At 70.0% G+C, this 26210-nt stretch carries 18 protein-coding genes and 1 pseudogene; 16 read left to right on the top strand and 3 right to left on the bottom strand.

Translation table 11 applies throughout. The features are described from left to right. Positions 1-181: 181 nt before the first annotated feature. Positions 182-1345 (bottom strand): ribosome small subunit-dependent GTPase A, encoded by a 1164-nt coding sequence (gene rsgA, locus ACYVO6_RS17010; RefSeq protein ID WP_461062093.1) that lies wholly within the window; start codon positions 1343-1345, stop codon positions 182-184. A 374-nt stretch (positions 1346-1719) separates the two neighbouring features. On the opposite strand from rsgA, the gene ACYVO6_RS17005 reads away from it, so the two are divergent. The 12 genes from ACYVO6_RS17005 (at position 1720) to ACYVO6_RS16950 (ending at position 12501) form a co-directional block, all read left to right on the top strand. Then, on the top strand, positions 1720-2436 hold the full coding sequence (locus ACYVO6_RS17005) for a phosphotransferase (RefSeq protein ID WP_461062091.1): 717 nt from the start codon (positions 1720-1722) through the stop codon (positions 2434-2436). Positions 2437-2822: 386 nt separating this feature from the next. Further along, positions 2823-3356 carry a GNAT family N-acetyltransferase gene (locus ACYVO6_RS17000; RefSeq protein ID WP_461062089.1) on the top strand — a complete coding sequence of 178 codons (534 nt, stop codon included), beginning with the start codon at positions 2823-2825 and terminating at the stop codon, positions 3354-3356. A gap of 134 nt (positions 3357-3490) precedes the next feature. After that, positions 3491-3652 (top strand): hypothetical protein, encoded by a 162-nt coding sequence (locus tag ACYVO6_RS16995; RefSeq protein ID WP_461062087.1) that lies wholly within the window; start codon positions 3491-3493, stop codon positions 3650-3652. A gap of 195 nt (positions 3653-3847) precedes the next feature. Beyond that, entirely contained in the window at positions 3848-4975 is a 1128-nt protein-coding gene (locus tag ACYVO6_RS16990) for a JmjC domain-containing protein (protein WP_461062085.1), read from the top strand. After that, positions 4972-5925, top strand: a complete 954-nt coding sequence (locus ACYVO6_RS16985) for an arginase family protein (RefSeq protein ID WP_461062083.1) — start codon at positions 4972-4974, stop codon at positions 5923-5925. Before ACYVO6_RS16990 ends, ACYVO6_RS16985 begins: the two co-directional genes overlap by 4 nt. Beyond that, positions 5922-7643 carry a radical SAM protein gene (locus ACYVO6_RS16980; protein WP_461062081.1) on the top strand — a complete coding sequence of 574 codons (1722 nt, stop codon included), beginning with the start codon at positions 5922-5924 and terminating at the stop codon, positions 7641-7643. The genes ACYVO6_RS16985 and ACYVO6_RS16980 overlap by 4 nt, the downstream gene beginning before the upstream one ends. 1 nt (position 7644) lies before the next feature. Beyond that, a complete protein-coding gene (locus ACYVO6_RS16975; protein ID WP_461062079.1) occupies positions 7645-8412 on the top strand; it encodes a transcription factor jumonji in 768 nt (255 codons plus the stop codon). Between the two features lie 32 nt (positions 8413-8444). Next, positions 8445-9194: an aldo/keto reductase gene (locus tag ACYVO6_RS16970; protein ID WP_461062077.1), complete on the top strand. Its 750-nt coding sequence runs from the start codon at positions 8445-8447 to the stop codon at positions 9192-9194. Then, entirely contained in the window at positions 9191-10165 is a 975-nt protein-coding gene (locus ACYVO6_RS16965; protein ID WP_461062075.1) for an ATP-binding cassette domain-containing protein, read from the top strand. The genes ACYVO6_RS16970 and ACYVO6_RS16965 overlap by 4 nt, the downstream gene beginning before the upstream one ends. Positions 10166-10212: 47 nt before the next feature. After that, complete coding sequence (locus tag ACYVO6_RS16960; protein ID WP_461062073.1) at positions 10213-10980, top strand: hypothetical protein; 768 nt, start codon at positions 10213-10215, stop codon at positions 10978-10980. 13 nt (positions 10981-10993) lie between these two features. Continuing rightward, entirely contained in the window at positions 10994-11779 is a 786-nt protein-coding gene (locus ACYVO6_RS16955; RefSeq protein WP_461062071.1) for an ABC transporter permease, read from the top strand. Positions 11780-11790: 11 nt separating this feature from the next. Continuing rightward, positions 11791-12501: a phytanoyl-CoA dioxygenase family protein gene (locus tag ACYVO6_RS16950; protein WP_461062069.1), complete on the top strand. Its 711-nt coding sequence runs from the start codon at positions 11791-11793 to the stop codon at positions 12499-12501. Between the two features lie 422 nt (positions 12502-12923). On the opposite strand, the pseudogene ACYVO6_RS16945 reads toward ACYVO6_RS16950, so the two are convergent. Beyond that, positions 12924-13391: pseudogene (locus ACYVO6_RS16945) on the bottom strand (ribosome small subunit-dependent GTPase A); the annotation flags it as partial. A gap of 633 nt (positions 13392-14024) precedes the next feature. Continuing rightward, entirely contained in the window at positions 14025-21452 is a 7428-nt protein-coding gene (locus tag ACYVO6_RS16940; RefSeq protein ID WP_461062067.1) for an SDR family NAD(P)-dependent oxidoreductase, read from the bottom strand. Positions 21453-21602: 150 nt separating this feature from the next. Here ACYVO6_RS16940 and ACYVO6_RS16935 point away from each other — a divergent pair, with 150 nt between their 5' ends. From ACYVO6_RS16935 to ACYVO6_RS16920, 4 genes are read left to right on the top strand one after another with little or no spacing between them, the layout of a single operon-like run. Beyond that, the gene (locus ACYVO6_RS16935; protein WP_461062065.1) at positions 21603-22631 is read left to right on the top strand and encodes a 3-oxoacyl-ACP synthase III family protein; all 1029 of its coding nucleotides are present in this window, start codon (positions 21603-21605) and stop codon (positions 22629-22631) included. Next, complete coding sequence (locus ACYVO6_RS16930; protein ID WP_461062063.1) at positions 22628-23572, top strand: alpha/beta fold hydrolase; 945 nt, start codon at positions 22628-22630, stop codon at positions 23570-23572. Before ACYVO6_RS16935 ends, ACYVO6_RS16930 begins: the two co-directional genes overlap by 4 nt. Beyond that, positions 23569-25170, top strand: coding sequence for an AMP-binding protein (locus tag ACYVO6_RS16925; protein WP_461062061.1), 1602 nt, complete (start codon positions 23569-23571; stop codon positions 25168-25170). The genes ACYVO6_RS16930 and ACYVO6_RS16925 overlap by 4 nt, the downstream gene beginning before the upstream one ends. After that, entirely contained in the window at positions 25167-26147 is a 981-nt protein-coding gene (locus tag ACYVO6_RS16920; RefSeq protein WP_461062059.1) for an NAD-dependent epimerase/dehydratase family protein, read from the top strand. The genes ACYVO6_RS16925 and ACYVO6_RS16920 overlap by 4 nt, the downstream gene beginning before the upstream one ends. The last annotated feature ends 63 nt before the right edge of the window (positions 26148-26210 follow it).

Genomic DNA, 26210 nt, shown 5'->3' with positions numbered 1-26210 from the left:
TCAATTTGCGGCTCCGCCGCGTGGGCGCGCCCAGCCACAACGGCCCGCAGCCGAGCTACGACCTCTCAAGGGGGGCCTGGGGGCGCAGCCCCCTCACGCGGCGGAGCCGCAAATTGATACAGCCGGGAAGGGGCGGGGCTGGGGAAAGAAAACCCTCCCCCACGCACCCACCCGCCAAGGCTCAGCGCCAGCGCCCCCGCTTCACCTCCATCGCGGCCCGCCCCTCGGCCCCCCGCCGCTTCCACTCCTTCCGAAGCTCCGCCCGAGCCCGCGCATCCGTCTTGGCAACGATCCGCTGGTTCTCGCGCAACAGCTTGCGATAGCTGTCGAGACGGCGCTCCGGCAGCACACCCGACTCGACGGCATCCAACACCGCACACCCCGGCTCAGCCACATGCGCACAGTCATGAAAACGGCAGCGCGCGGCAAGCTCCTCGATCTCCGAGAACACCTGCCCGACCCCGCCCTCGGCATCGAAAAGCCCTACACCCCGCAGCCCGGGCGTATCGATGAGAACGCCACCGCCGGGCAGCACGAGGAGGTTGCGGGTCGTGGTCGTATGCCGCCCCTTCCCGTCCATGTCACGCGTGGCCTGGACCGACATCACCTCTTCGCCGAGGAGGGCGTTGGCGAGAGTCGACTTACCGGCGCCCGACTGCCCGAGCAGCACAGACGTACCCCCGGAGACAACCGCGGCAAGGACATCGAGACCGTCCCCCACCGTGGAACTGACCGGCAGCACCGCCACACCCGGCGCGGTGGTCTCCACGTCCTGCACCAGATGCGACAGCGTCACGCCATCGGGCACGAGGTCCGCCTTGGTCAGCACGACCAGCGGCTGCGCCCCCGACTCCCAGGAGAGTGCCGACTTATGCAGCAGGGCCTCGCCACTCGAACAGGACATGGCAAGCGCCAGGAACCGCTCGATCCGCGCGAGGTCCAGTTCGACCGCGAGCGACACGCAGATGACGACGAAATCGATGTTAGTGGCCAGCACCTGGCCCTCGGAACGCTTGGACGACGTCGAGCGCACGAACGCGGTGCGGCGCGGCAGCAGCGTCCGCACGTAGCGCGGATCGCCGCCATCAGGATCGACGGCGACCCAGTCCCCCGTGCACACGACCTTCATCGGGTCACGGGGGACGACGAACTCGGTGTCGGCACGGACGATGCCGGCCGAGGTGATGACGTCGCACAGGCCGCGGTCGACACGTACGACACGACCGGGCAGCAGCCCCTGCCCGGCATACGGGGCGAACTCGGCCTCCCAGTTCGCATCCCAGCCGTACGGCACGAGCGGATGCGAGGAAGACGAGGACGAATCCAGGAGAGAAGAGAAAGACAAGGGGTGACCCTTCACGAGGGTGGCCCCGGCACCGCGCTCACAGGCACGGGAGAAGAAAGGTCAGCCGGAGGCCACGGAAGTGGACTTGATGAACTTCCGGATGCGGGCAGCGCCCATCTCAAAGACAGCCATCGGTCACACCTCCTGCTCTTCACTCGGCCGACGGCGGCAGCCACCGGCTACCGCGCGATTCGCACCCACCATAGAGGCGTACGCCCTCGGGCGCCACGGAATATGGATCCCCTCGCCCGCATCGCGGGACTGGTATCGAAGATGCCATTGATGGAGTGGTGTATCGACGACCACCGCCTGGCTCGTGTCAGGGCCTCAGTTGGTGAGATCGGCGGGCCGCCACGGTGCCTATGCTGACGCGCATGGAGCGGGAGTTGGAGATTCCGTTGACCGGGGGCCGGATCACAAAGGGAGTCGTCCGTGTCGGGGACACGGTGCGATGGCCGGTCGGGCCGCACTCGCCGTTCGTGCACCGGCTGCTCCGGCTTCTGGAGGACGTCGGCTTCGACGCCGTGCCAAGGCTGCTCGGAACCGATGCCAAGGGCCGCGAGATCGTCAGCTTCCAGCACGGTGAAGCCCGGACCGCCTTCCGGGCCCGTGACTGGTCGCCCGCCCAGATCACCGCCGCGGCGCAGCTGTTGCGCCGACTGCGCGACGCGACCGCCGGCATGCCGATCGCGGGTAGCGAGGAGACGGTGTGTCACAACGATTTCTCCCCGCTCAACGTCACCTTCGTCGACGGCCTTCCTGTCTCCGCCTTCGACTTCGACCAGGCCACCCCCGGCCCCCGCACGCGTGACCTCGCCTACGCCGCCTGGCTGTGGCTGCTCGACGCCGACATCGCCGATCATCTCGACCGCCGGCTGGCCCTCTTGCGCACCTTCCTCGATGTGTACGGGTTCGAGGACGAGTGCCGTCAGGGCTTCGGCGGGTGCATCGTTGCCCGGGTCGAGGCCGAGCGCGACGTTCATGAACGTGCCGGACGCGTCGCCGGCCCCGGGTCTTGGCTGCACCATGAGGTCGCCTGGCTGAGGGAACACGCCGACGCCATCGACCGGAGTTTGGAAAGCAGCAGCTGACGATGCCCCAAAGCGGCTCTCAAAGCATGGATGCCGCTCGCCAGGGCTGTGGTTTCTCACAGCGCCAGGTGGTCGAGCCAGTTGGCCGGGGGACGTCGGCGTGCTGGCTTTCGTCCGGACCGTCATGGAACGTGGAGAGCCACACCGCCAAGCAGGCCGCTCGTTCTGCCGCGATCACAAAGGCCCGGTGGTCCTGCTTGACCATCCCGGTCCGGGCGGTGTTCACCACGGCGTCGAATCGAACGGTACGTCGCTCATGGAGCGGGATCGTGTCAGAGCACTCGGGTCAGGGAAAGTGATCACTCCGGACCCGATGACACCAGCTCCCTGAACCAATCGCTCGATCGGGCCGGTTCAGGGTGGGTGTTCTCCGTAGGGTGCCTGGCATGGACATCACCTTCCGGCGCCTCCATGCCACCGATAACGAGTCTTTGGTCAGTTTTCTTACCGAAGAGATCTGGCCGTTCCACAGCATCAGCCACGTGGACCACGAAACGGCACGTCAGTGGATCGCTGAGAGGCGCTTCGACAGCGAAGAGAACCGGAGCTTCTGGATCGTCGCCGACGAGAAAACTACTGGTCTGCTCCGGCTCACGGACCTGCAGGACGACACACCCATGTTCGATCTACGGATCCGAGCCGAACATCGGGGGCACGGCATCGGAGCCCACGCGGTGACCTGGCTGACGCGCTACCTGTTCGAGGAATTCCCGGAGGCGCACCGCATCGAAGGCACCACCCGGCATGACAACCAGCCGATGCAGCGCGTCTTCCTGCAGTGCGGCTATGCCAAGGAAGCGCACTACCGGGACGCCTGGCCGACCCAGGACGGGGCGTCCCATGACGCCGTCGGTTACGCGATCCTGCGTCGCGACTGGCAGGCCGGGATTGTAACCCCTGTCCACTGGAACGACGAGTAGTTCACTTGGGTTTGGCGTGAAGAGGGTGCCCGGAGTTCGGAATTACCAATTCCGGGAACAGGCACCCTTGCTGCTTCCATAAATTCTGTTTTACCGTCTCCGCGACCACTAACGCCATCACTCTGGAGGTCGGCATGGACGAAAAACTCACAGAGAGCGCTTCGGAGCAGGAATTTCCTGAGATTGAGGTACGGGTTTCCTCGGTGACCGACCGGGCTCGCGCGACCTTTGCCAAGACGCATCACCGCCCGGCGGTGCCGGACTTCAGCCAGATGTTCGCCGGCTCCGAGAAGTAACCTCCGCATTCTGCGCGCATCGGGGCTGACTGCTTCGATGCGCGCAGATGTGGTGTGCGCTTCTCTGCCCGTAAGTTTCTCGCTTGCCGAAAGTAGGGGGTCTTGGAGGAAGTGGCGCGACATGCTTCGGAACTCGGCCGGGCGTTAGCAGATGAACTCGGCCCTGACTTTGCGGCGAAACAGCTCGGAACCGAGGTGGTATTCAAGCACCTGGACCCAGAGCTGGTGCAGCGGCACTTCTCCTGGGCGGAACTGAACGAGATCCTCACCCGCGGTCGTGTGGAGCCGGCGGAGATGACCTTGTACGCCGAGGGCAAGCATCTCCCCGAGCACGAGTACATGGTGACCCGGGCGGGCCACCGGGTGGTGGATCTGACGCAGGTCTTCTCTCTCATGCGGTCCGGTGCCAGCCTCATCATCGACTCACTGGACCGGATCCACCCCGCTGTCAGGTCCGTAACCGACGACGTCATGCGCATCGTCGGCGAGAGCACCTCCTGCAACATGTTCGTCACCTTCGACGACTCACGGGCATTCGACAGCCACTACGACGAGGTGGACACCTTCGTCATCCAGGTCATCGGCACCAAGAGCTGGCAGGTGCACGGGCCGTCGGAGGAACATCCGCTGCCGGAGTACGGCGACAGCGATCCGCGCCACTGCCCAAAGGCCGTGCTGTTCGAGAAGACGCTGGAGCCGGGGGATGTGATCCATGTACCACGCGGCTGGTGGCACACCGTGCGTGGCGGCGGCGCATCGAGCCTCCACCTGACCTTCGCGCTCGCCCGACCCACCGGCTACGACTGGCTGAGGTGGGTGGCCCACCAGGCCCTGCACCGCGTCCAGGTACGGGAGAACCTTGCCAGGGCAGCAACAGCAGAGGAGCAGCAGGCTCAGGCCGAGCGGCTCGTCGCGGCCTTCGTGAACGAGGCGAAGAACCTCACTGTGCAGGACTTCTTCGACGCCGAGCGGCGAGGGGCCGGCGGCCGCGACGGCGCCGGCTTGCCCTGGGACGTGCTGAACACGCGGCCGTCCGCCGACTCGATCGTCGAGCTCGCCACGGTTCTGCCCCCTTTGCTCGACATCCGGGACGAGCAGACGGTGCTCACTGCCCGCAACCAGGAGTTTGCGCTCCCCGTCGCTCACCATGCGGCGTGCGAAGTGCTCGTGCGGGAACGCCGGATCAGCGTCGGAGAGCTGGCCGAGCGCTCGAGCACTCCCGTGGCGGCTGTGTCGGTTCTCGTCTCCGCACTGCTGAGAGCCCGCCTGGTCACTGTCACCGACCGCCTGGCACAGCAGGCCGACGGGTGGCGGGCCTCATGACGGACGTTGTCATCCGGCCCGGCGCAGGAGCCCTGGGGCTGCCTGCTGTCGACGTCGACGTCGTGGCCTCGGAAGCGCTGGCCGCCGACGCTGTGATCCTGGGGCTGCCGTTCGACGCCGGAGTGCCGGGGGTGCCTGGTCAGCGTCATGGCCCGGAAATCTTCCGCAAGCTCTCTCCGGGACATGACTGGAAGGTGGACGACGACGGTGCTCTGGGTGGGCTGCTCGACCCCCTGACCGGCGGGCCCGTGCTGGCCGGCCGCCGAGTGTTCGACCTCGGCGACCTCGGAGGGGTGCCGATCGACCCGCGCGTGGAAAGAAGCGCGTACTACCGGACGCTGACCGGCCTCACGCGCCGGCTCACCAGGACCGGAGCGATCCCCGTGTTCATCGGAGGGGACCACAGCCTCTCCGCTCCGGTCGGAGTGGGGCTGGCAGCGGAGCACGGACCGGTGCACATCGTCTGCTTCGACGCCCACTGCGACTTCAGCAGCCGGCCGATGCCCGACCTCGCCGACATCACCCACGCCGACTTCCTCGGGCACCTGCTGCAGACCGGAGCGGCCACGGGGTGCGAGTTGTACGGCGTACGGACGTACCTGCCGGCTTCCTGCGGCCCGTTGCCCAAGACCCTGCGGTGCGCCTACGAGTACGGCTTCACAGAACCTGTCGACGACAACCCGACGTATCTCTCCATCGATCTCGACGTGATCGATCCCATGGAGTTCCCGGCGACCGGGCACCCCGAGGCAGGTGGTTACCGGCTGCGGGAACTGCTCGCCGCCGTGGAGCACGTCTGCCGTACGCGGCGCGTCGTCGCCGTGGACATCGTGGAGGCGCTTCAGGACGACCGGGAGAACCGTGCGACCAGCGCGACGATCTCGGCACTCGTCATGAGCTGCTTGCGAACGCTGCTGGACGATCACCAGGGACAGGTGAGGGAGAAGTGAGCATCCACGCGGGCGAACAACAGACAGGTCTCCTCGGCCTGCACGAGTGGCAGACCGACTTGATCGGAGAGACGGACCAGCCCGAATTCCGCGTGAACGGGTCGTCCGCCACCGGAGTCAACGTCGGGGAACAGGGCGTCACGATACGCAGGAACCAGGGCCTCACCTGGATCTACAAGATGTGGGAGAGCGACCGGCACGAAGGCCGATTCCACCTGTACGCACCCACTACCGGCAAAGTCCACACGATCAGTGCGCGGCAGGCGGAGTTGCTCAGGGCTTCGTCCTGGGAGGCGTCCGACCCGGTGGAGTGCGAAGGAGACGATGCGCCGGCGCTGCCCACCGCCGCCGAGCTTGCCGCACTCATCGAGTTGATCCGGCCCTTCGACGGGCCCGGCTGGGAGTTCCCCCGGCTGCCCGCGGACGCGCACATCGACAAGCCACGGGTGCGGGTCCTGATGCTCAACCCCACGGAACAGTGCAACATCCGCTGCACCTACTGCTACTACGGCGGCGCCTACCCGGGCACCCGCCCGCACCAGACGGCCTCCCCACAGGCGCACATGGTGAAGGCGGCGATCGACCTCTTCGTCACGGGCGAGGAGAAACTGGAGTCCGCGCAACGAGCCGTCTACTTCTTCGGTGGCGAGCCACTGCTGGCGTTCGACCAGCTGAAGGAGGCCGTGCTCGCTCTGGAGGAACGGAAGAAGGAGGTCGGCTCACGGCTGGAGAACCTCATCATCCAGGTCAACTCCAACGGCATGCTGCTGACCCCGAAGATCGTCGACTTCCTGGTCGAGCACGACATCTACCTCAACATCTCTGTCGACGGTCCCAACCACGACCGCTACCGGATCGACCGGCGCGGCAAGGGTACGCACGACCGGGTGCGGGAACGCACCGACTGGCTGGCCGAGAACTGGCCGGACTATTTCGCCTCACGTGTTGCCATCATCTGTGTTTTGTCGGCGCCGCTCGACGAGGCCGCCCTGTACCGGTACTTCGCCGGCTGGCCCACCGCACTCCGGGCCCTGGCCTGGGACTTCGACCTGCTGTTGCCCGGTGGCGAGAAGTCGTACGACGACTTCCGGCAGCTTTTCGACCAGCAGCTCCGGGTCTGGGACCTCTTCGTGGCCGCCCACGGACTGCCCGAGGGCGAGCGCGAACAGTCCGGCCGCTATCGCTTCGCCTTCAGCCACGGTTTCCTCCACCGCTCCTTCCACCGGGCTCTCAACCAACCGGAACGGGACGGCAGTTCCCGGCTGGGGCACCTGCTGGGTGTCCAGGTCATCCCGGGAAACGAGTACCTGGTTCTCGGCTCCGACGGCACGCTGTACTCCTCGTACGAGTACCAGTCCCCGGACTTCACCGTCGGCCACACGGACCGGGGTGTGGACCCGCGGGCCGGGGTCGAGCAGCTCGGCATGTTCCGCGACGCCGTACAGGCGAGCTCCTGCCGGACCTGCTGGGCGGCTCCCCTGTGCACGGTGACCGTGCCGGAGGCGCCCTTCCGCAGCGCGGACTCGGCCGAGACCGTCCGGGACAAGGCGACGGCGAAGCGGGCGCGCTGCATGTCCGAGCGGGAGAACCTGGAGCAGGGACTGCGGGCGCGGGCCGACATCACGCACGCTTTCGGCCCGGACGCGCTGCAGGGCCACCGCGAGGTCTGGGTCCAGCAGTCGCAGGAAGGCGGACGTGTTGACTACTTCCACGCCTGACATGTCCGACGCAATCGAGCGGTTGCGCGGCGACCGTCCTGCCGTCCTGCGCGGTACCGGCCTGGAATGGCCGGTGTACGCGGCACTGCAGGAGACACGGCTGCGGGAGCTCCGCGACCGCCCCGTGGAAGCGGAGTCCCCCGACCGCCGACCGGTGACCGTACGGTTCACAGAGGTCCTCGACGAGCTGCAGGCCGAGCGTCCGCGGGGACTGTACCTGCGTCACCAGCTCGTCTCGCAGTTCGAACCAGACCATTGGAATCTCGTCCCACGCGAGGTACGCCGGCTGAACTGGCTGCTGGCGCTCCCTGCCGACATCCGCCCGGACTGGGTGTGGCTGCTGATCGGCGGGCCCGGTACGAACTCCCCCTTGCACGTGGACACGATGGCGAGCGCGGCGTGGAACCTGCTCTGCTCAGGACGCAAGAAGTGGATCTTCCACTCGCCCGAGCGCGCCGAGGAGTGGCAGTTGCTGCCTCCGGGCTGCTGCGTCGCCGGGACGTACGGAGAGGACAGCATCGAGCTGGTGCAAGAACCGGGGGACATCGTGGTGACGCCCAGCGGGTGGGCCCATGAGGTGCACAACGTCACCGGCACCGTCTCCCTCACCGCCAATTTCATCAACGACGCGAACCTGGACTTCGCCAAGAGGTATTTCGAGGTGCTCGGGGACACCGCCAATCACGAAGTACTCAAGGCGGTCGGCGCGACGTTCGGGCGGCTGGGCAACGGGACCGCGAGCGTCTCCTCAGGGGGCGGAGGCCGGTGAGCCGGGATTCGCTGCCGTTCACGCTCCCTCCGGTGAGCCTGGGCACCTGGCAGCTGTGGGGCCCGGCGGCGAGCCGCGGTGTCCAGGGGGCCATCGAAGCCGGGTACCGCTGTATCGACACGGCAACCGGATACGACAACGAAGCAGCGGTGGGGGCCGGAATCCGCGCCAGCGGTATCGACCGCGGTGATGTCCTGATCGTCACCAAGTTCCCCGAAGAAGACGCCGGGCACGAGCGAGAGACCCTGCTGCGCAGCCTGGACCTGCTCGGCGTGGAGTACCTGGATCTCTGGCTCGTCCATGCGCCGCTCGACGCCGACGGGTCCCTGGCCATATGGGAGCGGTTCGCCGAGGCCCGGGAGGAGGGTCTTGTCCGGGCCATCGGCGTGAGCAACTTTCTGCCGGACCAGGTGGACGACCTCGTCGCGCGCTCCGGCATCGTTCCCGCGGTGAACCAGATCGCCTTCGGACCACGCCTCTTCGCCCCGGCCCTCGCCGCACACCACGCCGGTCTCGGGATCGTGACGCAGGGCCACAGCCCGTTCAGTGAGAACGACCTGGAGCACCCCGTTCTGCGAGCCACGGCCGAACGTCACGGTCGCAGCGTTCACCAGATCCTGCTGCGCTGGCACCTCGAACACGGCATTCCCGTAGTGGCCAAGTCGGCCTCACCCGCACATCTCACAGCGAACCTGGCGGCGACCGACTTCTCTCTCGCCCCCGACGCGGTCGCGGCGATCGACCGTATCGGCTCCGCGACGTGGGGAAGGACCGCCCCGTGAAAGTCCAGATGGAATCCGTACACCGCTCCTACCGTGTGCGGCGGCCACCGGCCGAGGGCGGACGCCTCGCCCGGCTCGTGCGCAGAGTCAGCAGCGAGGTGCCGGCACTGCACGGGATCGACCTCCGGATCGACGCCGGCGAGACGGTCGGCTACATCGGGCTCAACGGGGCAGGCAAGTCCACCACCATGAAGCTCATCGCCGGAATCCTCACACCGACCGCCGGCCGGGTCACGGTCGACGGCCGGGATCCGCACCGCGACCGACGGCGCCTCGCCACCGAACTCGGCTATCTCGCGGCGCAGCGCGCCAGCCTCTGGTGGGACCTTCCGGTCAAGGACTCCTACGAACTGATCGGGCGGGTCTACGACATCGAGCCCGCTGTCTTCCGCCGCCGGCAGGACCACCTCGTCTCACGCCTCGACATCGGACGACACCTCGACACCCCCGTACGTGAACTCTCGCTCGGCAACCGCACCCGCGCGGAGCTCGTGGGCACCCTGCTGCACGCACCGCGCCTGCTCCTGCTCGACGAACCGACCATCGGTCTCGACATCTTCGCCCGGGAGGCCATCTGCGACGTCCTGCGCGACACCCGGCAGGAACTCGCGCCGACCATCGTCATGGCCAGTCACGACCTGCGCGACGTGGAGGCCATCTGCGACCGGATCGTCCTGATCGACAACGGTCGGCTGATACACGACGGCAAGATCGACGAACTGCGCGCGCTCGGCGCGGGCCGGCGCAGGCTCGTGATCCAGCACGCGCCGGGCCATCAGTTGCCCACCGTTCCCGGTCTGACACGGACCGAGGCCCGGACCCTGACGGCCACCACCTACGAGTTCACACACGGAGATCTGCCGGGGGAACTGCTCGGGACACTCTTTTCCGACCCGCAGATCGACGACGTGCAGATCGAGGCTCCGAGCCTGGAAGACCTCATCAAGGACCTCTATCGGAGAGACGCTTGAGGCCGACCCTGCGCCGAGTTCGGCAAACCCACCTGGCCATCGTCACCATGCAGATCAAGCTCGCCTTCCACTACCGGACCAGAGCATTCGCACAGGGCGTCGGCGCACTCCTCCTGATCGGCCTCCAGGCGGCCCTGTGGACCGCCGTCTACGCCAACGGCAACACTTCCGCCCGGGCTGGCTGGCTGACTCTCCAGCAGACCTTGGTGTACGCGGCAGCCGGAACCATCTGGGTGCTCTGTCTTCCGGGCCTCACGCTGGCGCGCCAACTGGAGAGGAAAATCAGGGACGGACGCATCGTCACCGAACTGCTGCTGCCGACCGGGTTCCTGCCCCAGTGGTTCTCCACCGCTCTCGGACGATCGCTCGGCATCACCGTTCTCGTCGGAATGCCCGCTGTTCTCGCCGGCGGAGTGCTGCTGTACCCCTTCTCCCTCGACCTCGCCTACGCCGGACGGCTGGCGCTGACCACCGCCGTGGCCTTCGTCGTCCTCTTCAATTTCAGCTACCTGATCGGTTTGTCCGCGTTCTTCATCCGCCGCGTCGACGGCCTGAACGAAGTACAGGAGGCACTCCTGCTCCTGATCGGCGGCTCGATGATGCCCATCTCCCTCTACCCGGAGGCGCTGCGCGACGCCGTGCTATGGGCGCCGTTCGTGCACGGCTTCTACACCCCACTCGGCACACTCGTACGCGACCCCTTCGTGGACGGCCGTCTCCTGGTCGCCGGGGTCGTCTGGGCCGCCCTACTGACCCTGGCGAGTGTGCTCGCCACACGCACCGCGCTGCGGAAGCTGGTGATCGCCGGTGGCTAATCCCCTGAGGGAGATGAGGAAGTCCGCGGGAATCGCGCTACTCGCCACCCGGATGAATTTCCGCAGCCATCTGGTACACCCCGGTGAAGTCCTGCTCGCGAACTTCGGAGCACTGGTCCAGGCCGTCTCCGGCACTGCGGTGTTCATGCTCGCCCTCTCCGCGTCGGGAGGCATCCACGGCTGGACCCTCAGCCAGTGGGCGGTCCTGACCGGATTCACGGTGATGGCCCGCGCTCTGTGGAACACCGTTTTCTACGGCACGCTCGACATCCCAGACATGGTGCGCAGCGGCGAACTCGATCACTATCTGGTGCGTCCGGTCAGCCCGCTGGTACTGATCCTGTTCTCGAAGGTCGACACGGACGTATGGATCGAAATCGTCATCGGCGCCGGCATGCTGGGTACTGCCCTGCACGTCAGTGGAACAGACGTCTCCGGGCCGGTCCTGGTCTTCATTCCGCTTGCTCTGATGAGCGCGGCCCTCGTCTTCGCAGCCATGCACCTGGCCGTGACGGCGCTGTCCTTCTGGCTGCGGCAGGACGCGATGCTGAGCATGCTCATCTGGCGCCTGGACAGCTTCGCTCAGCTGCCGATGAGTTTTTATCCGAAGTGGCTGATGACGCTGTTCTCGAGCGTCATCCCGTTCGCTTTCGTCGGCTACTACCCCTGCCTCTACATCCTCGGCAAGACCGACTCACCCTTCGTCTGGGGACTTCCCCTGGCAGGGCCCCTGGTGTTCCTCCTGGCAGTTTTCCTGTGGCGCCAGGGAGTCAACCGCTACGCCAGCACCGGTTCTTGAGGAGCCTCGCAGTGAACAGACTCACCGCCTTCGAACGCGACGGATATCTCATCGAGGACATCTTCTCCGAGGAAGAAGTGGCGGAGATGAAGAAGATGCTCTCCGGCCTCATCGACCCCCCGGTCGCCGAGCATCCCCGCCTGCACATCCACGCCGCCTTCGACAAACCACTATCGCGCCTCGACCCCTACAACCCGTACGCGGTCTGGAAAATCGTGAACACTCCGCTCGCCGGAGACAACTGGTACGCGCTGATCCACGACGAGCGGATCCTCGACGTCGTCGGTGAGCTGCTGGGCCCCGACATCAACTTTCACATGGGTTTCGCCCGTCTGCGCCCTACCGGACTGAAGGCCGAAGAGGGCTGGCACCGCGACCTTGACACCGACCAGCACACCCGCCCCGAGCTGGTCACAGCACTGATCTACCTCGACGACATGGACGCCAAGTCCGGGGCGACGCTCGTCTGGCCGGGCAGCCACCTCCACCGCGAGCACGATCCCGGGGAGCACGAGGTCGTACCGGTCCAGGCGCGTCCCGGGACAGTTCTCTTCCTGCACTCCCTCACCGCTCATCGCGCCAGCACCAATATGACGGGGCGCCACCGCTCCATCCTCATCCACGAGTACAAGAGCGCGGGAACGACTGAGCTCACTCCCAACGACGCCGCCTTCGGCGATCTTCCGCTGCGCAGAGGAGGACGCACCCTGTCCACCTTCTGACGGCTTTCCGATCCTCGCAGTGCACCACCATCCCGGCGATCGCCCTGCGCTACGGATCGGCCCGTCCGTCCGGTGCCCCGGGCCCCGTCGGCGTCTACCGCCCGTGGGCGACGGCGGCTTCGCCGTAGGCGCCCCTCCTCGCCGGAATCCTCGCCGCCGCATACGGCCTCACCACCGCCATCTGGGCCGTAGCCGCCCTCACGGCTGCCTCCGGGCTGATCGTCACCGTCCGCATATACGAAACCCACCCACGTCCCGCTCCGTCAGGCGATTGATCCCGGTGGTCCGGTTCACGCCCATCGCCGATCAACATCACGGACGTCCACCGCGGTCCCAGCACGGCAACCAGACCACGCATGCTTCCCAAGCGCGCTTCACCGCTGCGCAGTCCCGCCGCTCTCCCAGGAGAGTGCCGACTTATGCAGCAGTGCCTCGCCCTCCGAACCGGACATGGCCAGCGCCAGGAACCGCTCGATCCGCGCGAGGTCGAGTTCGACCGCGAGCGACACACAGATGACGACGTGATCGATGTTAGTGGCCAGCACCTGGCCCTCGGAACGCTTGGACGACGTCGAGCGCACAAAGGCGGTACGGCGGGGCAACAGCGTCCGCACATACCGCGGATCGCTGCCGTCGGGGTCGACGGCGACCCAGTCTCCCGTGCACACGACCTTCATCGGGTCACGGGGAACGACGAACTCGGTGTCGGCGCGGACGGTACCGACCGGGGTGACGAGGTCGCACTGGCCGCGATCGACCCGGACGACACGACCGGGCAGAAGACCCTGCTCGGCGTACGGAGAGAACTCCAACTCCCAGCCCTCGTCCCAGCCGTACACGGCGAGAGGGTGTGACGAAGACGAAGAAGTCGAACGAGAAGAGAGATTCAAGGGGAACCCTTCACAAGGGCGGCCCCGGCCCCGCGCAAGTGTGCGCTGTGAGAAAGGTCAGCCGGAGGCCACGGAGGTGGAGTGGATGATCTTCTGGTTACGGGCAACACCCGTCACAGAGACAGCCATCGGTCACACCTCCCGTTCCTCACTCAGCCGATAGCGACAGCCAACGGCCGCCGCGAGTAGCGGTCCTCACTCCAGAGGGGCACGCACTCGGGTGCCACCGAATTGCCTGCTCCCTTGCCCGGGTCCCGTCATGCACGGGCCGAAAGGTCCAAGGCAGTGATCGTGTGCCCGTTGCGGCTCGCGGGGGCGACCCACGAGCCGTACGGGCATCGGAACTCAGGGGCGGGTTCTGGCGCTGATTCATGGTCAGAGGGGCATGGGGCTGAGCTGGTCTTTTTCTGAGCAGAGGTCACCGGATGCGCAGAACCTCGAGCGCGTGGGCCTGCCACAGTGGTTGCTCGCGATCGACGGTGCCTACGCGAAGCTGTGGGCACACCAGTCGGGCGGCTTCCTCGACGACACCCCTGGGCGGGCCGAGGTGCTCTGAACGCCGGCTTCGGCGCGGACCGGGGCCGTCTCCTCACCCCTGAGGAGACGGCCTTCGCCCTGTCCCTGGCGCCGTTCCTACGTGAGGTCCAGCCTGGTGTGCACCAGCTGCGCGAAGTGGGTCAGGGTGCGGTCGCTGCTCATCAGCTCGGCGGCCGCCAGGCGGACGTCGAAGTGTTCACCGGCGCGCACCATGAACTCGGTGCTCAGCAGCGAGTCGAGGCCGAAGTCGGTCACGGGCCGCGCCGGGTCCAGCTCCTCGGGATCGCTGTGCAGAACGTCGGCGAGCAGCCGGGTCAGGGTCTGGGTGATCGCGGCCCGGGCGTCGTCGGGTGTCATGGCGGCCAGTTCGCGCCGCAGCTCCGCGCGGCCTTCCGGGCTGGGGGCGGAGTCGGCCGGCACAAGGCCGGTGAAACGAGCGGTGGCCAGGGCGGGCAGCAGTCGGCGGGCGCGGCTCCAGCGGTAGCGGCCGATGCCCGCCACGTCGGTGCCCGGCTGGAGGAGGCCGCCTGCGGTGGCGAGGGCCTCGGCAACGGTGAGGGGCTGGAAGCCCCGCTCGGCCATGGCATCGCCGATGGCGTGGCGGGCGACGTAGCCGGTCTCGCCGATCGGGCCGAAGGCGAGCACTGTGGCCGGGCGTCCCTGGGCGTGGCGGGCGCGCGCCTGCGCCTCCAGATAGGCGTTGCCGGCCGCGTAGGGGGCCTGGCCGACGTTGCCGACGGCGGTGGCGATCGAGGAGTAGGTGAGGAACAGGTCCAGGTCGTGGTCCGCGGTGAGGCGGTGCAGCTGGACCGCGCCGTCGGCCTTGGGGGCGAGGACGGCGGTGAACCGGTCGTCGGTGAGTTCCGCCAGGGGTGCGTCGTCGAGGTGCATCGCGGCGTGTACAACGCCGCGCAGCCGGTGCCCGGTGGCGTCGACCGCGTCGATGACCCGGCGCAGCGCCGCCTCGTCTGTGACGTCGGCGGCGTAGGCGGTGGCGCGCACGCCGCGCCGGGCCAGGTCCTCCAGGAGGGCCGGCGCCTCGGGAGTGGCCTGGCCGCGGCGGGAGACCAGCGCCAGGTGCCGGGCCCCGTGGTCGGCCAGCCACCGTGCGGTGGCGGCACCGAAGCCGCTCAGCCCGCCGGTCACCAGGTAGGTGCCGTCGGCGTCCAGTGCGCGGACGTGGGGTGCGGGCTGGACGGTGACGGGTTCGTCCAGCGGGTTCTCGTCAACCTCGCTTCGGCCGCGGGCATCGATCCGGTCGTGGGCGTCGGCTTCGCCGAGCGAGACGACGACCTTGCCGATGTGCCGGGAGTGCTGGAGAACCTTGAAGGCCTCCTCCACCCGGGCGGCCGGGTAGACGGTGTGCGGCAGCGGCCGGTACACGCCGCGCTCGATGAGAGACACGACATCGGCGAAAAGGCGGGGGCCGCGGCCCCGGTCCAGCACCACATGGTCGAGGTTGAAGCCGATGAACGTCAGGCTGCGGTCGAAGGGACGCAACGACAGCGGGTTGTTGAGGAAGATGTCGCGTTTGCCCAGTTCGATGAAGCGGCCGTTGGGGCGCAGCAGGTCCAGTCCGTGGGCGATCGCCTCGCCGCTGAGGGAGTTGACGACGACGTCGACGCCCCGGCCTTCGGTGAGTTCTCGGACCCGCGGTACGAAGTCCAGGCTGCGTGAGTCGAGTACATGCCAGGCGCCGAGACTGCGCAGCAGGTTCCGTTTGGTCTCGGTTCCGGCGGTGGCGATGACGCGGGCGCCCCGTGCGTGGGCACACTGCAGGGCGGCCAGGCCCACCGCGCCGGCGCCGCCGTGCACGAGCACCGTCTCGCCGGAAGCCACGCGCGCCTGGTCGACCAAGGCGTGGTGGACTGTCAGAAAGGCGACGGGGAAAGTCGCCGCCGCGGCGTAGCTCATGCCGTCGGGGATCCTGATCAGGCCGTTGTCGTGGGCGACACCGTGGGAGGCGAGGGCCGCGGGAATGAGGCCGCAGACCCGGTCACCGACCGTGAAGTCACGCACTCCGGGTCCGACGGCACGGACGATGCCGGCACCGTCCGTGCCCAGTCCGCGGCTGAGGGGGCTGTCCTCCACGGCTTCGGGCGGCAACAGGCCGTTGGCGCGCATGGGGTCGCGGTAGTTCAGCGCCACCGCGCGCATCTCGACGGCGACTTCACCGGGTCCGGGCTGCGGGAGAGGTGTCTCCCGCCAGACCAGGCGCCGGGCGGGGCCGGGGTCGCGGGCGTCGAGGATGAAGGGCACGCCGGTGGGGACGGCGGGTGGCTCGTCGGCCGGGTGCTCGACGTGCAGGGGGGTGAAGCGGCCGGCCGGTGTGAGGACGACCTCATCCTCGACGGCGCCCGCGTTCTCGTCCGGAGTACGGCCCGCGGTGAGCAGCTCGGCGGCCAGCCGGCGGGCGTCGGCGGCCGGGTCCGCTGTGCGGTCGAGGGAGATGCGCCGCAGTCCCAGGTCGGGCTGTTCGTTGGCCAGGGTGCGAGCGGCGCCCCAGACGGCCGCGTCCTCGGGGTGCATGGGGCGTTCCGGGGCGGGGAACAGGCCGGTGGGGCGTGTCACCAGCCACACCTGTGGGCCCCGGTCCTTAGGCAGAGTCCGGCAGGCGGCGGCGAGAGTGCGCAGGACGGTCGCGCGGTACGTGGTCCGGGCGACGAGCTGCTCCGGGTCGGGCTCGGCCAGGAGCAGGACGATGCGCGGCGCGGCCTCGGCGGTCAGTGCTGCCGTCCATGCCTCAGCGTCGGTGGCGGCGGGCAGGACCGTCGCCGGGCCCAGCAGTTCGGCCAGCTCCCGGGCGGTCGGGGTCTCGGCGTCGGTCTCCGTGGCGACGAGCCAGACCGCGTCCGGCGGTGGCGGGGGAAGGGCGGGCGTGTCCGCCGCATCCCCGGGCGCGGCGGCGACCAGAACCGAGTGGTCGTCGGACCCCGTCTGCCAAGGACTGGTGAAGCCGCACCGCTCCAGCAGTGGCGTCCACTCGTCGCGGGGCAACAGCCGTGTGGTCGGACGCAGGGCCCGGTCACTGCGTTTCCACAGAGACTCCAGGCCGCCCAGCAGCAGGGCGTCGAGCCGATCGTCGTGCCGCTCGGTGGCCAGCAGGTGGCCGCCCGGGGCGAGGAGCGATCGTACGTGTCCCAGCGCGGCGGCCAGGTCGGCCGTGGCGTGCAGGGCGTCGCCGGCGAGGACCAGATCGAAGCCGCCCGGCCAGAAGCCCTGGACGGCAGGGTCGGCGTCCAGGTCGAGGGTGCGGTAGTCGATGAAGTGGCAGGCGGCGAAGCGGTGCCGGGCGTAGGCGAAGGAGGCGTCGGAAGGGGCCGTGCAGGTGTAGTGGGTGCGGTCGGGCGGGAGCAACGGGAGCGCGGCGGCGGTCAGGACCGTGGTGGTCGCGCCCACTTCGAGGACGCGCAGCGGGCGGTCGCCGGGCCAGTCGCGGACGATCCGGTCGAGCAGCGCCTGCACCACCCGGTGGGTGAAGCGGTGAGCGGGCGCGGTCTCCTGCCACTGTTCGAGGAAGCTCTCGCCGACGGGCAGCAGGTCGCGCGGGTCGACGGTGCCGCGCAGCACCTCGGGCAGCTGCCGTAGCTGACTGTTCATCAGCACCGCTGCCGGGCCGAAGCGGGGATGGTCCTCCAGCAAGGTCCGCAGAGCCGTCTTTGGGCTTGCGGTGACGTCGAGCAGCCGCCAGACCTCCCCGTCGGCCTCGGCCAGTTGCTGCTCGGCCAGCAGGGGCAGCATCAGACGCACCAGCCTGCGGTGCCGCGGTACGAGGCCCCGACCGACCAGGTCGGGCATGGTGAAGGGCTCGCCCGGGTGGGGCAGCAGGCCGCGCAGGGCGGCGGCCCAGCAGTGCGCGCCGGCTCGTTCGGCGACGGCCGTGAACCGTGCGTGACCGCTGTAGTCCAGTTCGGAGCGGGCGGCGGTGATGCGCGCCCGGGCGGCGTCCGCCACCTCGGCCGGTGCGGGCAGCGGGGACGGCGGGGCAGGCATCGCGGGGTGCGGGGCCGCGCGCAGGACGGTGCGCTGGACGGTCAGCGGGGCGTGGTCGGTGAGGCGGACGCGCCGGGTGCGGCACTTCTCGATCTCGACGGTGACGGTGCCGTCGAGGTCCGCGTACGTGATGTCCCAGCAGATCTCGTTGGCGCTGCGACTGCGGCGCCGCAGGTGGACGACACCCTCCGACGCCGGGGTGCGCCACGCGCGTACCGTTCCGAAGGCCGAGGGCAGGTAGCCGGCGGCTTCTCGGGTCGACTGGTCGGCCAGGGCGACGGTGGCCTGCAAGGGGGCGTCCAGCAGCAGGGGGTGGACCGTGTGGGCGTCGGACGGGTGCTCGAGCCGATACCACGCGAGCAGTTCGCCCTCGCCAACGTCCAGGCTCCGCAAGACCTGGAACGCCGGACCGAGCTGCAACCCGAGGCGGTGGCATTGCTCGTAGAAGTCCGGGCCGGTGAGGGTGCGGGAGCAGCGGGCCTTGACCGCGGCGATGTCCAGCGGACCGGGGGCCGTGCTCAGCCGGGTGCGCACCTGGGCGCGGACGATCGGCTGGATCTCGGCCCCACGCGTGTCCCGTGTGCTGATGGTCAGTGTGCCGTCCGACGGGACCACGGCGGTCTGCAGCGCGGCTCCGGCCGGGTCCGGCCACTCCATCGAGAACGGGCGGGACAGGTCCAGGTGCCGCACCTCCACCGGGCGGCCCAGCGCCCGCTGCCCGGCCGTCAGGGCCATGTCCGCGTACGCGGCGGCGGGCATCAGGACGCTGCCGCCGATCCGGTGGTCGCCCAGCCAGGGCACGAGCTGTGGCTCGACGATGCCGTGCCACAGAGGGTGGGGTGCGGGCAGGCGTTCGCCGAGCAGGGGGTGGTCCAGCACTCCGGAACCGCTGGTGTGCACGACGAGATCCTGCGGGGTGCCGTGCCAGTGCCGGTCGCGCTGCCAGGGGTAGGCGGGCAGGTCCGCGACCCGGCCGGGGTGCGGGAAGTGCGCCTTCCAGTCCACCTCGGCACCGGCCGCGAGCAGGGCGGCGACAGCGGCCGTGGCCTCGCGCGGCCCGTCCCCGTCCCGGTGCAGCGTCGGCACGTACGCCAGGCCGGTGCGGCGCAGGTAGGGGCGCAGGACCGGGTGCGGGCCGATCTCCACGACGATGCCGATGCCCTCTTCCGCGAGGTGGCCCATGGCCTCGGCGAATCGGACCGGCTCGCGCACGTTGCGCCACCAGTACGCCGCGTCGAGTTCCCGTCCGGTCAGCGGGGTTGCGGTGACGGTGGAGACGAACGGCACCCGTGCCTCGACGGGGGCCAGAGCGGCGAGGGCGGCGCACAGGGGCTCCTCGATGGGGTCCATGGCGCGGCTGTGGAAGGCGTAGTCGAGATCCAGCTCGCGGAAGAAGACGTCGCGGGCGGTCAGTTCGGCACCGAGTGAGGCCAGCGCGGCGGGGTCGCCGGCCACCGTGACGTCCCGGTCGCTGTTGATGCCTGCGATCTCCAGCGCCCCGCCGAAGCGGGCCAGTTCCTCGCGGGCGGCGTCCTCGGCCAGGCCGACGGCGGCCATGCGTCCACGCCCCGCCGTGGCGGCCTGGGTGCGGCTCCGGTGGGCGAGCACCAGCGCCGCCTGCTCCAGGGTCAGCGCTCCGGCCGTGTACGCGGCGGCCACCTCTCCGACGCTGTGCCCGGCGACCGCACGCGGGCTCAGCCCCTGGGCGGCCAGCAGGGTGGTGAGGCCCACCTGGACGGCGAACAGCACCGGCTGGGCGATCTCCGTACGCGCCCAGCGTGCCGCGGTGGGACGCTCCAGCTCCTTGGCCACGGACCAGCCCAGATGCGGGGCCAGCGCGGCGTCCGCCTCCTCGACGGCGGCGCGGAAGACGGCCTCACTCGCCATCAGGCCGGCGGCCATCCCGGGCCACTGGGAGGCGTTGCCGGAGTAGACGAACGCCACGGCGCCCCGCCCGGCCTTGCGGGTCACGGCCCCGTGCGACGGCGCGTCGGTGAACAGGCCCTCCAACCGGTCCGCTGCCTGCTGCGGATCGGCGGCCAGCACGGCGGCGCGGTGCGGGTGGGCGCTGCGTCGCAGCGTGCAGGTGCGGGCCAGGTCGTAGAACTCCTCCGGTGCCGCTTCGCGCAGCCGCTCGGCCATCCGCGCGCTCAACTGCTGGAGCGCCTTGGGCGACCGCGCGGAGACCACCACCGGCACCGGCCTGTCCGTGGGCGTCGATTCAGCCGGCATCGGAGGTGGTGGTACGACGATGGCGTGGGCGTTGGCGCCTCCGAAGCCGAAGGAGTTCACCCCGACCGCGGCCCGTTCCGAGCGAGGCAACTCCACAGGCGTCACGGTGGGTGCCAGACCGAGCGCGTCGAAGTCGATGGCCGGGTTGAGCGGCAGGGCGTGCAGGGACGCCGGCGCGGTCCGGTGGCGGAGCACCAGCATCGCCTTCAGCAGGCCGGCCATGCCCGCCGCGGGCTCCAGATGGCCCAGGTTGGACTTCACGGAGCCGACGGGCAGTGGGCCCGCGTCGCGCCGCGCGCCGATGGCCTGGCCGACGGCCCGGGCCTCGGCGGGGTCGCCGACGGGCGTGCCGGTGCCGTGCGCCTCGAAGTAGACAAGGTCGTCTGGCCCGATCCCGGCCTCCTGGCACACCGCGTGCAGCAGGGCCTCCTGGGCCTGTGAACTGGGCAGTGTCATGCCGGTGGTGCGGCCGTCGGAGTTGCTGCCGGTGCCGGCGAGGACGGCGTGGATCCGGTCGCCGTCGGCCACCGCGTCCACCAGCCGCTTCAGCACCAGCACCGCGCCGCCCTCGGCCCGCACGAAGCCGTCGGCGTCGGCGGAGAAGGTCGCGCACCGCCCGCGCCGCGACAGCATGCCCGCGTAGGAGAAACCGGCGTACGAGTACGGGTTCGCGAGCACGTTGACCCCGCCCGCCAGCGCCACGCGGCTGGTGCCCTCCCGCAGGGTGCGGCAGGCGCGGTCCAGTGCCACCAGGGACGAGGAACAGGCCGTGTCGATGGCCATGCTGGGGCCCCGCAGGTCGAAGGCGTACGACAGGCGGTTCGCCGCGATGGACAGGGTGGCGCCGGGCATGGTGTGCGGGCTGGTGTGGTCATCCATCATTGCCAGGACGGTGCCGTAGGCCGGGTCGGAGATTCCCACGTACACGGAGGTGTCGGACCCGGCGAGCGCCTCGGCCGGGACGGCGGCGTCGTCCAGCGCCTCGGCCGCCATCTCCAGCAGCAGCCGCTGCTGCGGATCGAGGTGGGCCGCTTCCTTGGGCGAGATGCTGAAGTACGCGGCGTCGAAGGACGCGATGTCGTCGAGGAAACCCCCGGCGGCGGTGTAGCTGCGGCCCGGGCGGACCGCCCCCGGGTCGACGAACCGGTCCTTGGGGAACCGGTCCGGCGGCATCTCCCCGACGAGGTCACGCCCCTCCCGCAGGGCTGCCCACAACCCGTCCAGGTCGGTGATGCCGCCCGGCAGTCGGCAGCCCACACCCACCACCGCCACCGACTGGTCGTCCTGTCCCACAGCCATGACCTGCCCCCCTGCTTGTCCGGTCCGAGCGGAAGGACACTGCCCTGACGGCCCGGCGGCCAAGGCCCCTTTCACCCGTTGGCGTGGTCTTTGTCCGACAAACGAGTGAACTAGGGGTCACGATGCGTGACCGGCCGCTACGGTGGCGCGGTGCTCGAATCCCCGCGTGCCCGCTTGACAGCAACCGCCGTCCACCTGCCGTCCCGCTACCGGACCATGGAGGAGATCCGGGCCGGGATCGCCGCCGCCGGAAGTCCCTACGTACCGCCGCCCGGCCTGCTCGAGGACATCACCGGCGTGCGCGGCGTGCACACCCGCGAGGAGGGTGTGTGCGCCTCGGATCTCGCGGCGTCGGCCGCCCGCAAGGCTCTCGCGGACGCCGGCGTGACCATCGGTGAGGTGGACCTACTGCTGTTCGCCGCCACCAGCCAGGACATGATCGAACCGTCGACCTCGCACCTCGTGGCCGTGAAACTCGGCGCCACCTGCCCAGTGTTCGACGTGACGAACGCCTGCAACAGCGTCCTCAACGCGATGGAGGTGGCCAGCGCGTTCATCGCGACCCGCCGGTACCGCACCGTACTCATCGCCTGTGGCGAGGTGGGATCCATGGTCACGCGCTGGCACGTCCCCGACCACGAGGCCCTGCTGCGGGCCATGCCCGGCTACACCGTCTCCGACGCCGGCGCCGCCATGCTGCTCACCGCCGGGCCCGCCGGGGACAGCGACCCCGGAGTGCTCACGCTGCGGTTCGCCGCGGACTCCACCGCCTGGAACGCCTGCACCGTGAGTGGTGGCGGCTCCATGCACCCGCGGGCGTTCGACGACGAGCATCTGACCATCCGGTTGAACGGTGACCTGCTGCGTACGACCGCGGTCGAGGGCCTGCCGTTCCTCCAGCAGGCAGCAGAACGGGAGTTGGACGCGGTCCGCTCCAGCGCCTTCATCGCCTTCCATCAGATCGGCATGCCTCACTACCAGGAGATGGTCGACAAGCTCCCCCTGCCCGCCGACCGGTGCATGCCCGCCGTGGCCGAGCACGGCAACTGCGCCGCGGCCTCCCTGCCCCTGCAACTGGTCAAGGCGCAGGAGGCCGACCGCATCGAGCCGGGCGACACCGTGGCGATGCTCGGCCTGGCCAGCGGCATGAGCTTCGGCCTGGCGCTGGTCCGCTGGTGACCGCCGAGAACCGGCGCACACCCGCCGCCACCCGCGCTTCCGTCCTCCAACAGCTCCTGCCCGGCTACCCCGCTCGCAAGCACTGGCGGCTCGTGCCGGCGACCGGCCAGCACTATCTCGACGTCGGCTCGGGCGAACCGCTGCTGTTCCTGCACGGCAATCCGACCTGGAGTTACGCCTGGCGTAAGCTGCTTCCCACACTGGCCCCGCACGCACGATGCCTGGCCCCGGACCTGCCCGGCCTCGGCCTCTCCCAGCCCATGGAGCTGTCGTCCGACCCGACGGCCCGTTACATGCTCCAACTGGACCATCTGGACGCCCTCTACCGCCACCTGGTCCGCGACGAGGGCGTCCCGCCGAGGGGCTGGACGTTCGTCGTGCACGACTGGGGCGGCCCGCTCGGCGTCTCCTGGCTCCTGCGCAACCCGGGCGTCGTCTCCCGCCTGGTGGTCCTCAACACCATCGCCTTCCACTGGCCCGAGGGTTACCGACTGCCGTTCTATCTGCGCTGGATCCGGGACCACCGGCCGGTGGCCGCCGCGGTCCACGCCACCAACGCCTTCGCCCGGGCCGCGGTCCGCCTCGGCGTCACACACCGGCTCAGTCCCGCCGAGCGGCGCGCCTACCTGCTGCCTCATTCCCGCCGGGACAACCGCCGGGCGATCGTAGAATTCGTGCGCGCCATCCCCCGGGGCCCCGGGGACGCGGCCTGGCGACTGCTCACCCCCTCCGACGGGGCCGACGGCCTCGGACAGCTGCCGATGTTCATCGGCTGGGGCATGCGCGATCCGGTCTTCACACCGCTGATCCTCGCCGAGTGGACACGGCGTCACCCGCACGCCGTCGTCCACCGCTTCCCACGCGCCGGCCACCTGGTGATGGACGACGCCGGAGACGAACTCGGTGTCCACATCCGTGACTTCCTGCGAGGACAGCGATGACCGCCGCACCCGACAGCATCTTCACCCGCCTGACCCGGCTGACCGGGCACGCGCGGGCCACCGTACTCGTCCGCTGCGTCGGCGCCCTGTCCGCACAGGAGGTGACGGCGGCACAGCTGCTGGACGGCTGCCGCCGCACCGCCGACGACCTCCATGCCGCCGGAGTACAGCGCGGCGACAAGGCCGTGGTGATGACGCGGGACGCCTACCAACTCGTCGCGGCCGTATACGCCTTGACCTCGCTCGGTGCCGTCCCCGTGCTGATCGAGCCGCGCGCCGAGGTGCGGCGCTGCCTGGACGAGATCGCCCCCGGCGTCTTCATCGGCGAGCCGATGGCACACGTGGCGCGCCGGGCCCTCGGCTGGGGCCGCGGCCACGTCCGCACGGCCCTGGTCACCGGCCGCGCCTTCCCCGGCCAGGCTCAACTCCTCGGGCAGAGCCTGCCCTTGGCGGTACCAGACGGCAGCGGCGCGGCGCCGAGCGTCCCGGAACCCCGGGCCGAGGACCTGGCGATGATCGCCTTCACCTCCGGCTCCACCGGGCAGCCCAAGGGCGTGGAGTACCGCTACACCACCCTGGCCGGACAGCTCACGACCCTGGACGCCGTGCTCCGCCCCCGGGCCGGCGACGTCCTGCTCTCCTGCTTCCTGCCGTTCGCCGCACTGGGCCCGCTGCTCGGCCTCACGACCGTCGCCCCGCAGGTCGACCACCTGGCCCCGGCCCGCACGCCCCCGGGCCACCTCGTCGGCCCCCTCCTGCGCCACCGGGCGAACATCGTCCTCGGCTCACCGGCGGTCCTCGGCCTGATCGCGGGCCACTGCGCCCGCCACGACCTGACGCTGCCCTCGGTCCGCCGCGTGCTGTCCTTCGGCGCGCCGTTGCGCCCGCGGCTCGCCGAGGTCCTGGCGAAGGCGCTGCCGGCCGAGGCGGAGATCCTCAGCGTCTACGGCGCCACCGAGTGCCTGCCCGCCGCAGCCACCGACGCCGACGATCTGCGCTCGCTGCGCATCCAGCCGCCCCCAGGCCACTTGGGCACCTGCCTGGGCCGGACCCTGCCCGGCGTCGGGGCACGCATCCTGGACGCGGACGACACCGGCCTGGGGGAGATCGCCGTCGCGGGGCCGGTGGTCAGCCCGGCCTATCACGCACGCCCCGACGCCACTGCCCCGGCCAAGACGGTCACCGACGGCACACTGTGGCACCGCACCGGCGACCTGGGACGCCTCGACGACAAAGGCCGCCTCTGGTACCTCGGCCGCAAGGCCCACCTCGTCACCGGCGAAGGCTTCACCCTCACCACCGAGGACGTCGAGGCCGCGGCCGACACCGCCTGGGGTGTCCGTCGCACGGCCCTGGTCGGCGTCGGCCCCGCCGGACGGCAGCGGGCGGTGCTCTGTGTCGAGCCCGAGCGCGGCGTACGCAGGGACGCGGTCCTGGACGCGTTGCGCGCCGTGCTCGGCGACCACCGGCACGCCCGCCGCATCGGCACCGTGCTGTTCCACCCGCGCTTCCCGACCGACATCCGCCACAACTCCAAGATCGACCGTGCCCGGCTCGCCGCCCACGCCGCCAAGAACGTGACAGGAGGCCTGCGTTGAGGGTCCTGGTCACGGGCGGGAGCGGCTTCCTGGGGCAGGAGATCTGCCGCCGGCTCGTCGCCCGCGGCACCACGGTCGCCTCCCTCGGCCGCAGGCCGAGCCTCGCCCTGGAGAGCCTCGGCGTCCGGCAACACCTGGGAGACCTCGCCGATCCGGCCGCCGTCTCCCGTGCGCTCGGCGGCTGCGACGCCGTCATCCACAACGCCGCCCTCGCCGGCGTCAGCGGCCCGCTCACGCCGTACTGGAGAACCAACGTCCTCGGCACCCGCAACGTCATCGACCAGTGCCGTGCACACGGGGTCGGCACCCTCGTCCACACCTCGACCGCAAGTGTCGTCTTCCGGCCCGGCGGCCTGGAGAACGCCGACGAGCGCTGCCCCTACCCCCGCCGGTACCTGGCCGCCTACCCCCGCACCAAGGCCCACGCGGAAGCCCTCGTCCTGGCCGCCGACAGCCCCGGCCTGGCCACCGTCTCCCTGCGCCCCCACATCATCTGGGGCCCCGGCGACCCGCACTTCGCGCCGGCCCTGGTACGCGCCGTGCGCGCGGGCCGGATGGTGATGCCCGGCGACGGCACGAATCTCGTCGACACCACCCACCTGCACACCGCCGCCCACGCCCACCTGCTGGCCCTGGACCGACTCCGGGAGGGCCGGCCCATCGGGGGCCGCGCCTACTTCATCGCCCAGGACGATCCCCGCCCCCTGCGCGAGATCACCGCCCGCTTCCTGCACGCGGCCGGCCTGCGGGCCACGTGGTGCGCCATCCCGCGCCCGCTGGCCCACGCCGCCGCGACGACCTGCGAGACGGTCCTACGACTGACCGGCCTCACCCACACCCACACGCTCAGCCGCTTCCTCGTCGCCGAGCTGGTGCGTCCCCACTGGTTCAGCATCGAAGCCGCCCGCCGTGACCTGCTCTTCAAGCCACCGATCACCTTCGATGAAGGCATCACCGCACTGTCGGACGCGCGTTGACGAGGGGCCTCAGCGGTCGGACCGCCACCGTGCAGGGGCTCGGGCCGCCAAAGCTTCCAGCAG

It is taken from the genome of Streptomyces pseudoechinosporeus (assembly GCF_054783935.1).
The sequence above is the reverse complement of the archived record's forward strand: the minus strand, read 5'-3'. Positions and strand labels throughout refer to the sequence as shown.

Coding starts and splice junctions, on each gene's coding strand:
- ACYVO6_RS16960 (WP_461062073.1), top strand. CDS start 10,213: ATGCAGATCAAGCTCGCCTTCCACTACCGGACCAGAGCATTCGCACAG.
- ACYVO6_RS17005 (WP_461062091.1), top strand. CDS start 1,720: ATGGAGCGGGAGTTGGAGATTCCGTTGACCGGGGGCCGGATCACAAAG.
- ACYVO6_RS16995 (WP_461062087.1), top strand. CDS start 3,491: ATGGACGAAAAACTCACAGAGAGCGCTTCGGAGCAGGAATTTCCTGAG.
- ACYVO6_RS17000 (WP_461062089.1), top strand. CDS start 2,823: ATGGACATCACCTTCCGGCGCCTCCATGCCACCGATAACGAGTCTTTG.
- ACYVO6_RS16985 (WP_461062083.1), top strand. CDS start 4,972: ATGACGGACGTTGTCATCCGGCCCGGCGCAGGAGCCCTGGGGCTGCCT.
- ACYVO6_RS16925 (WP_461062061.1), top strand. CDS start 23,569: ATGACCGCCGCACCCGACAGCATCTTCACCCGCCTGACCCGGCTGACC.
- ACYVO6_RS16975 (WP_461062079.1), top strand. CDS start 7,645: ATGTCCGACGCAATCGAGCGGTTGCGCGGCGACCGTCCTGCCGTCCTG.
- ACYVO6_RS16940 (WP_461062067.1), bottom strand. CDS start 21,452: ATGGCTGTGGGACAGGACGACCAGTCGGTGGCGGTGGTGGGTGTGGGC.
- ACYVO6_RS16955 (WP_461062071.1), top strand. CDS start 10,994: ATGAGGAAGTCCGCGGGAATCGCGCTACTCGCCACCCGGATGAATTTC.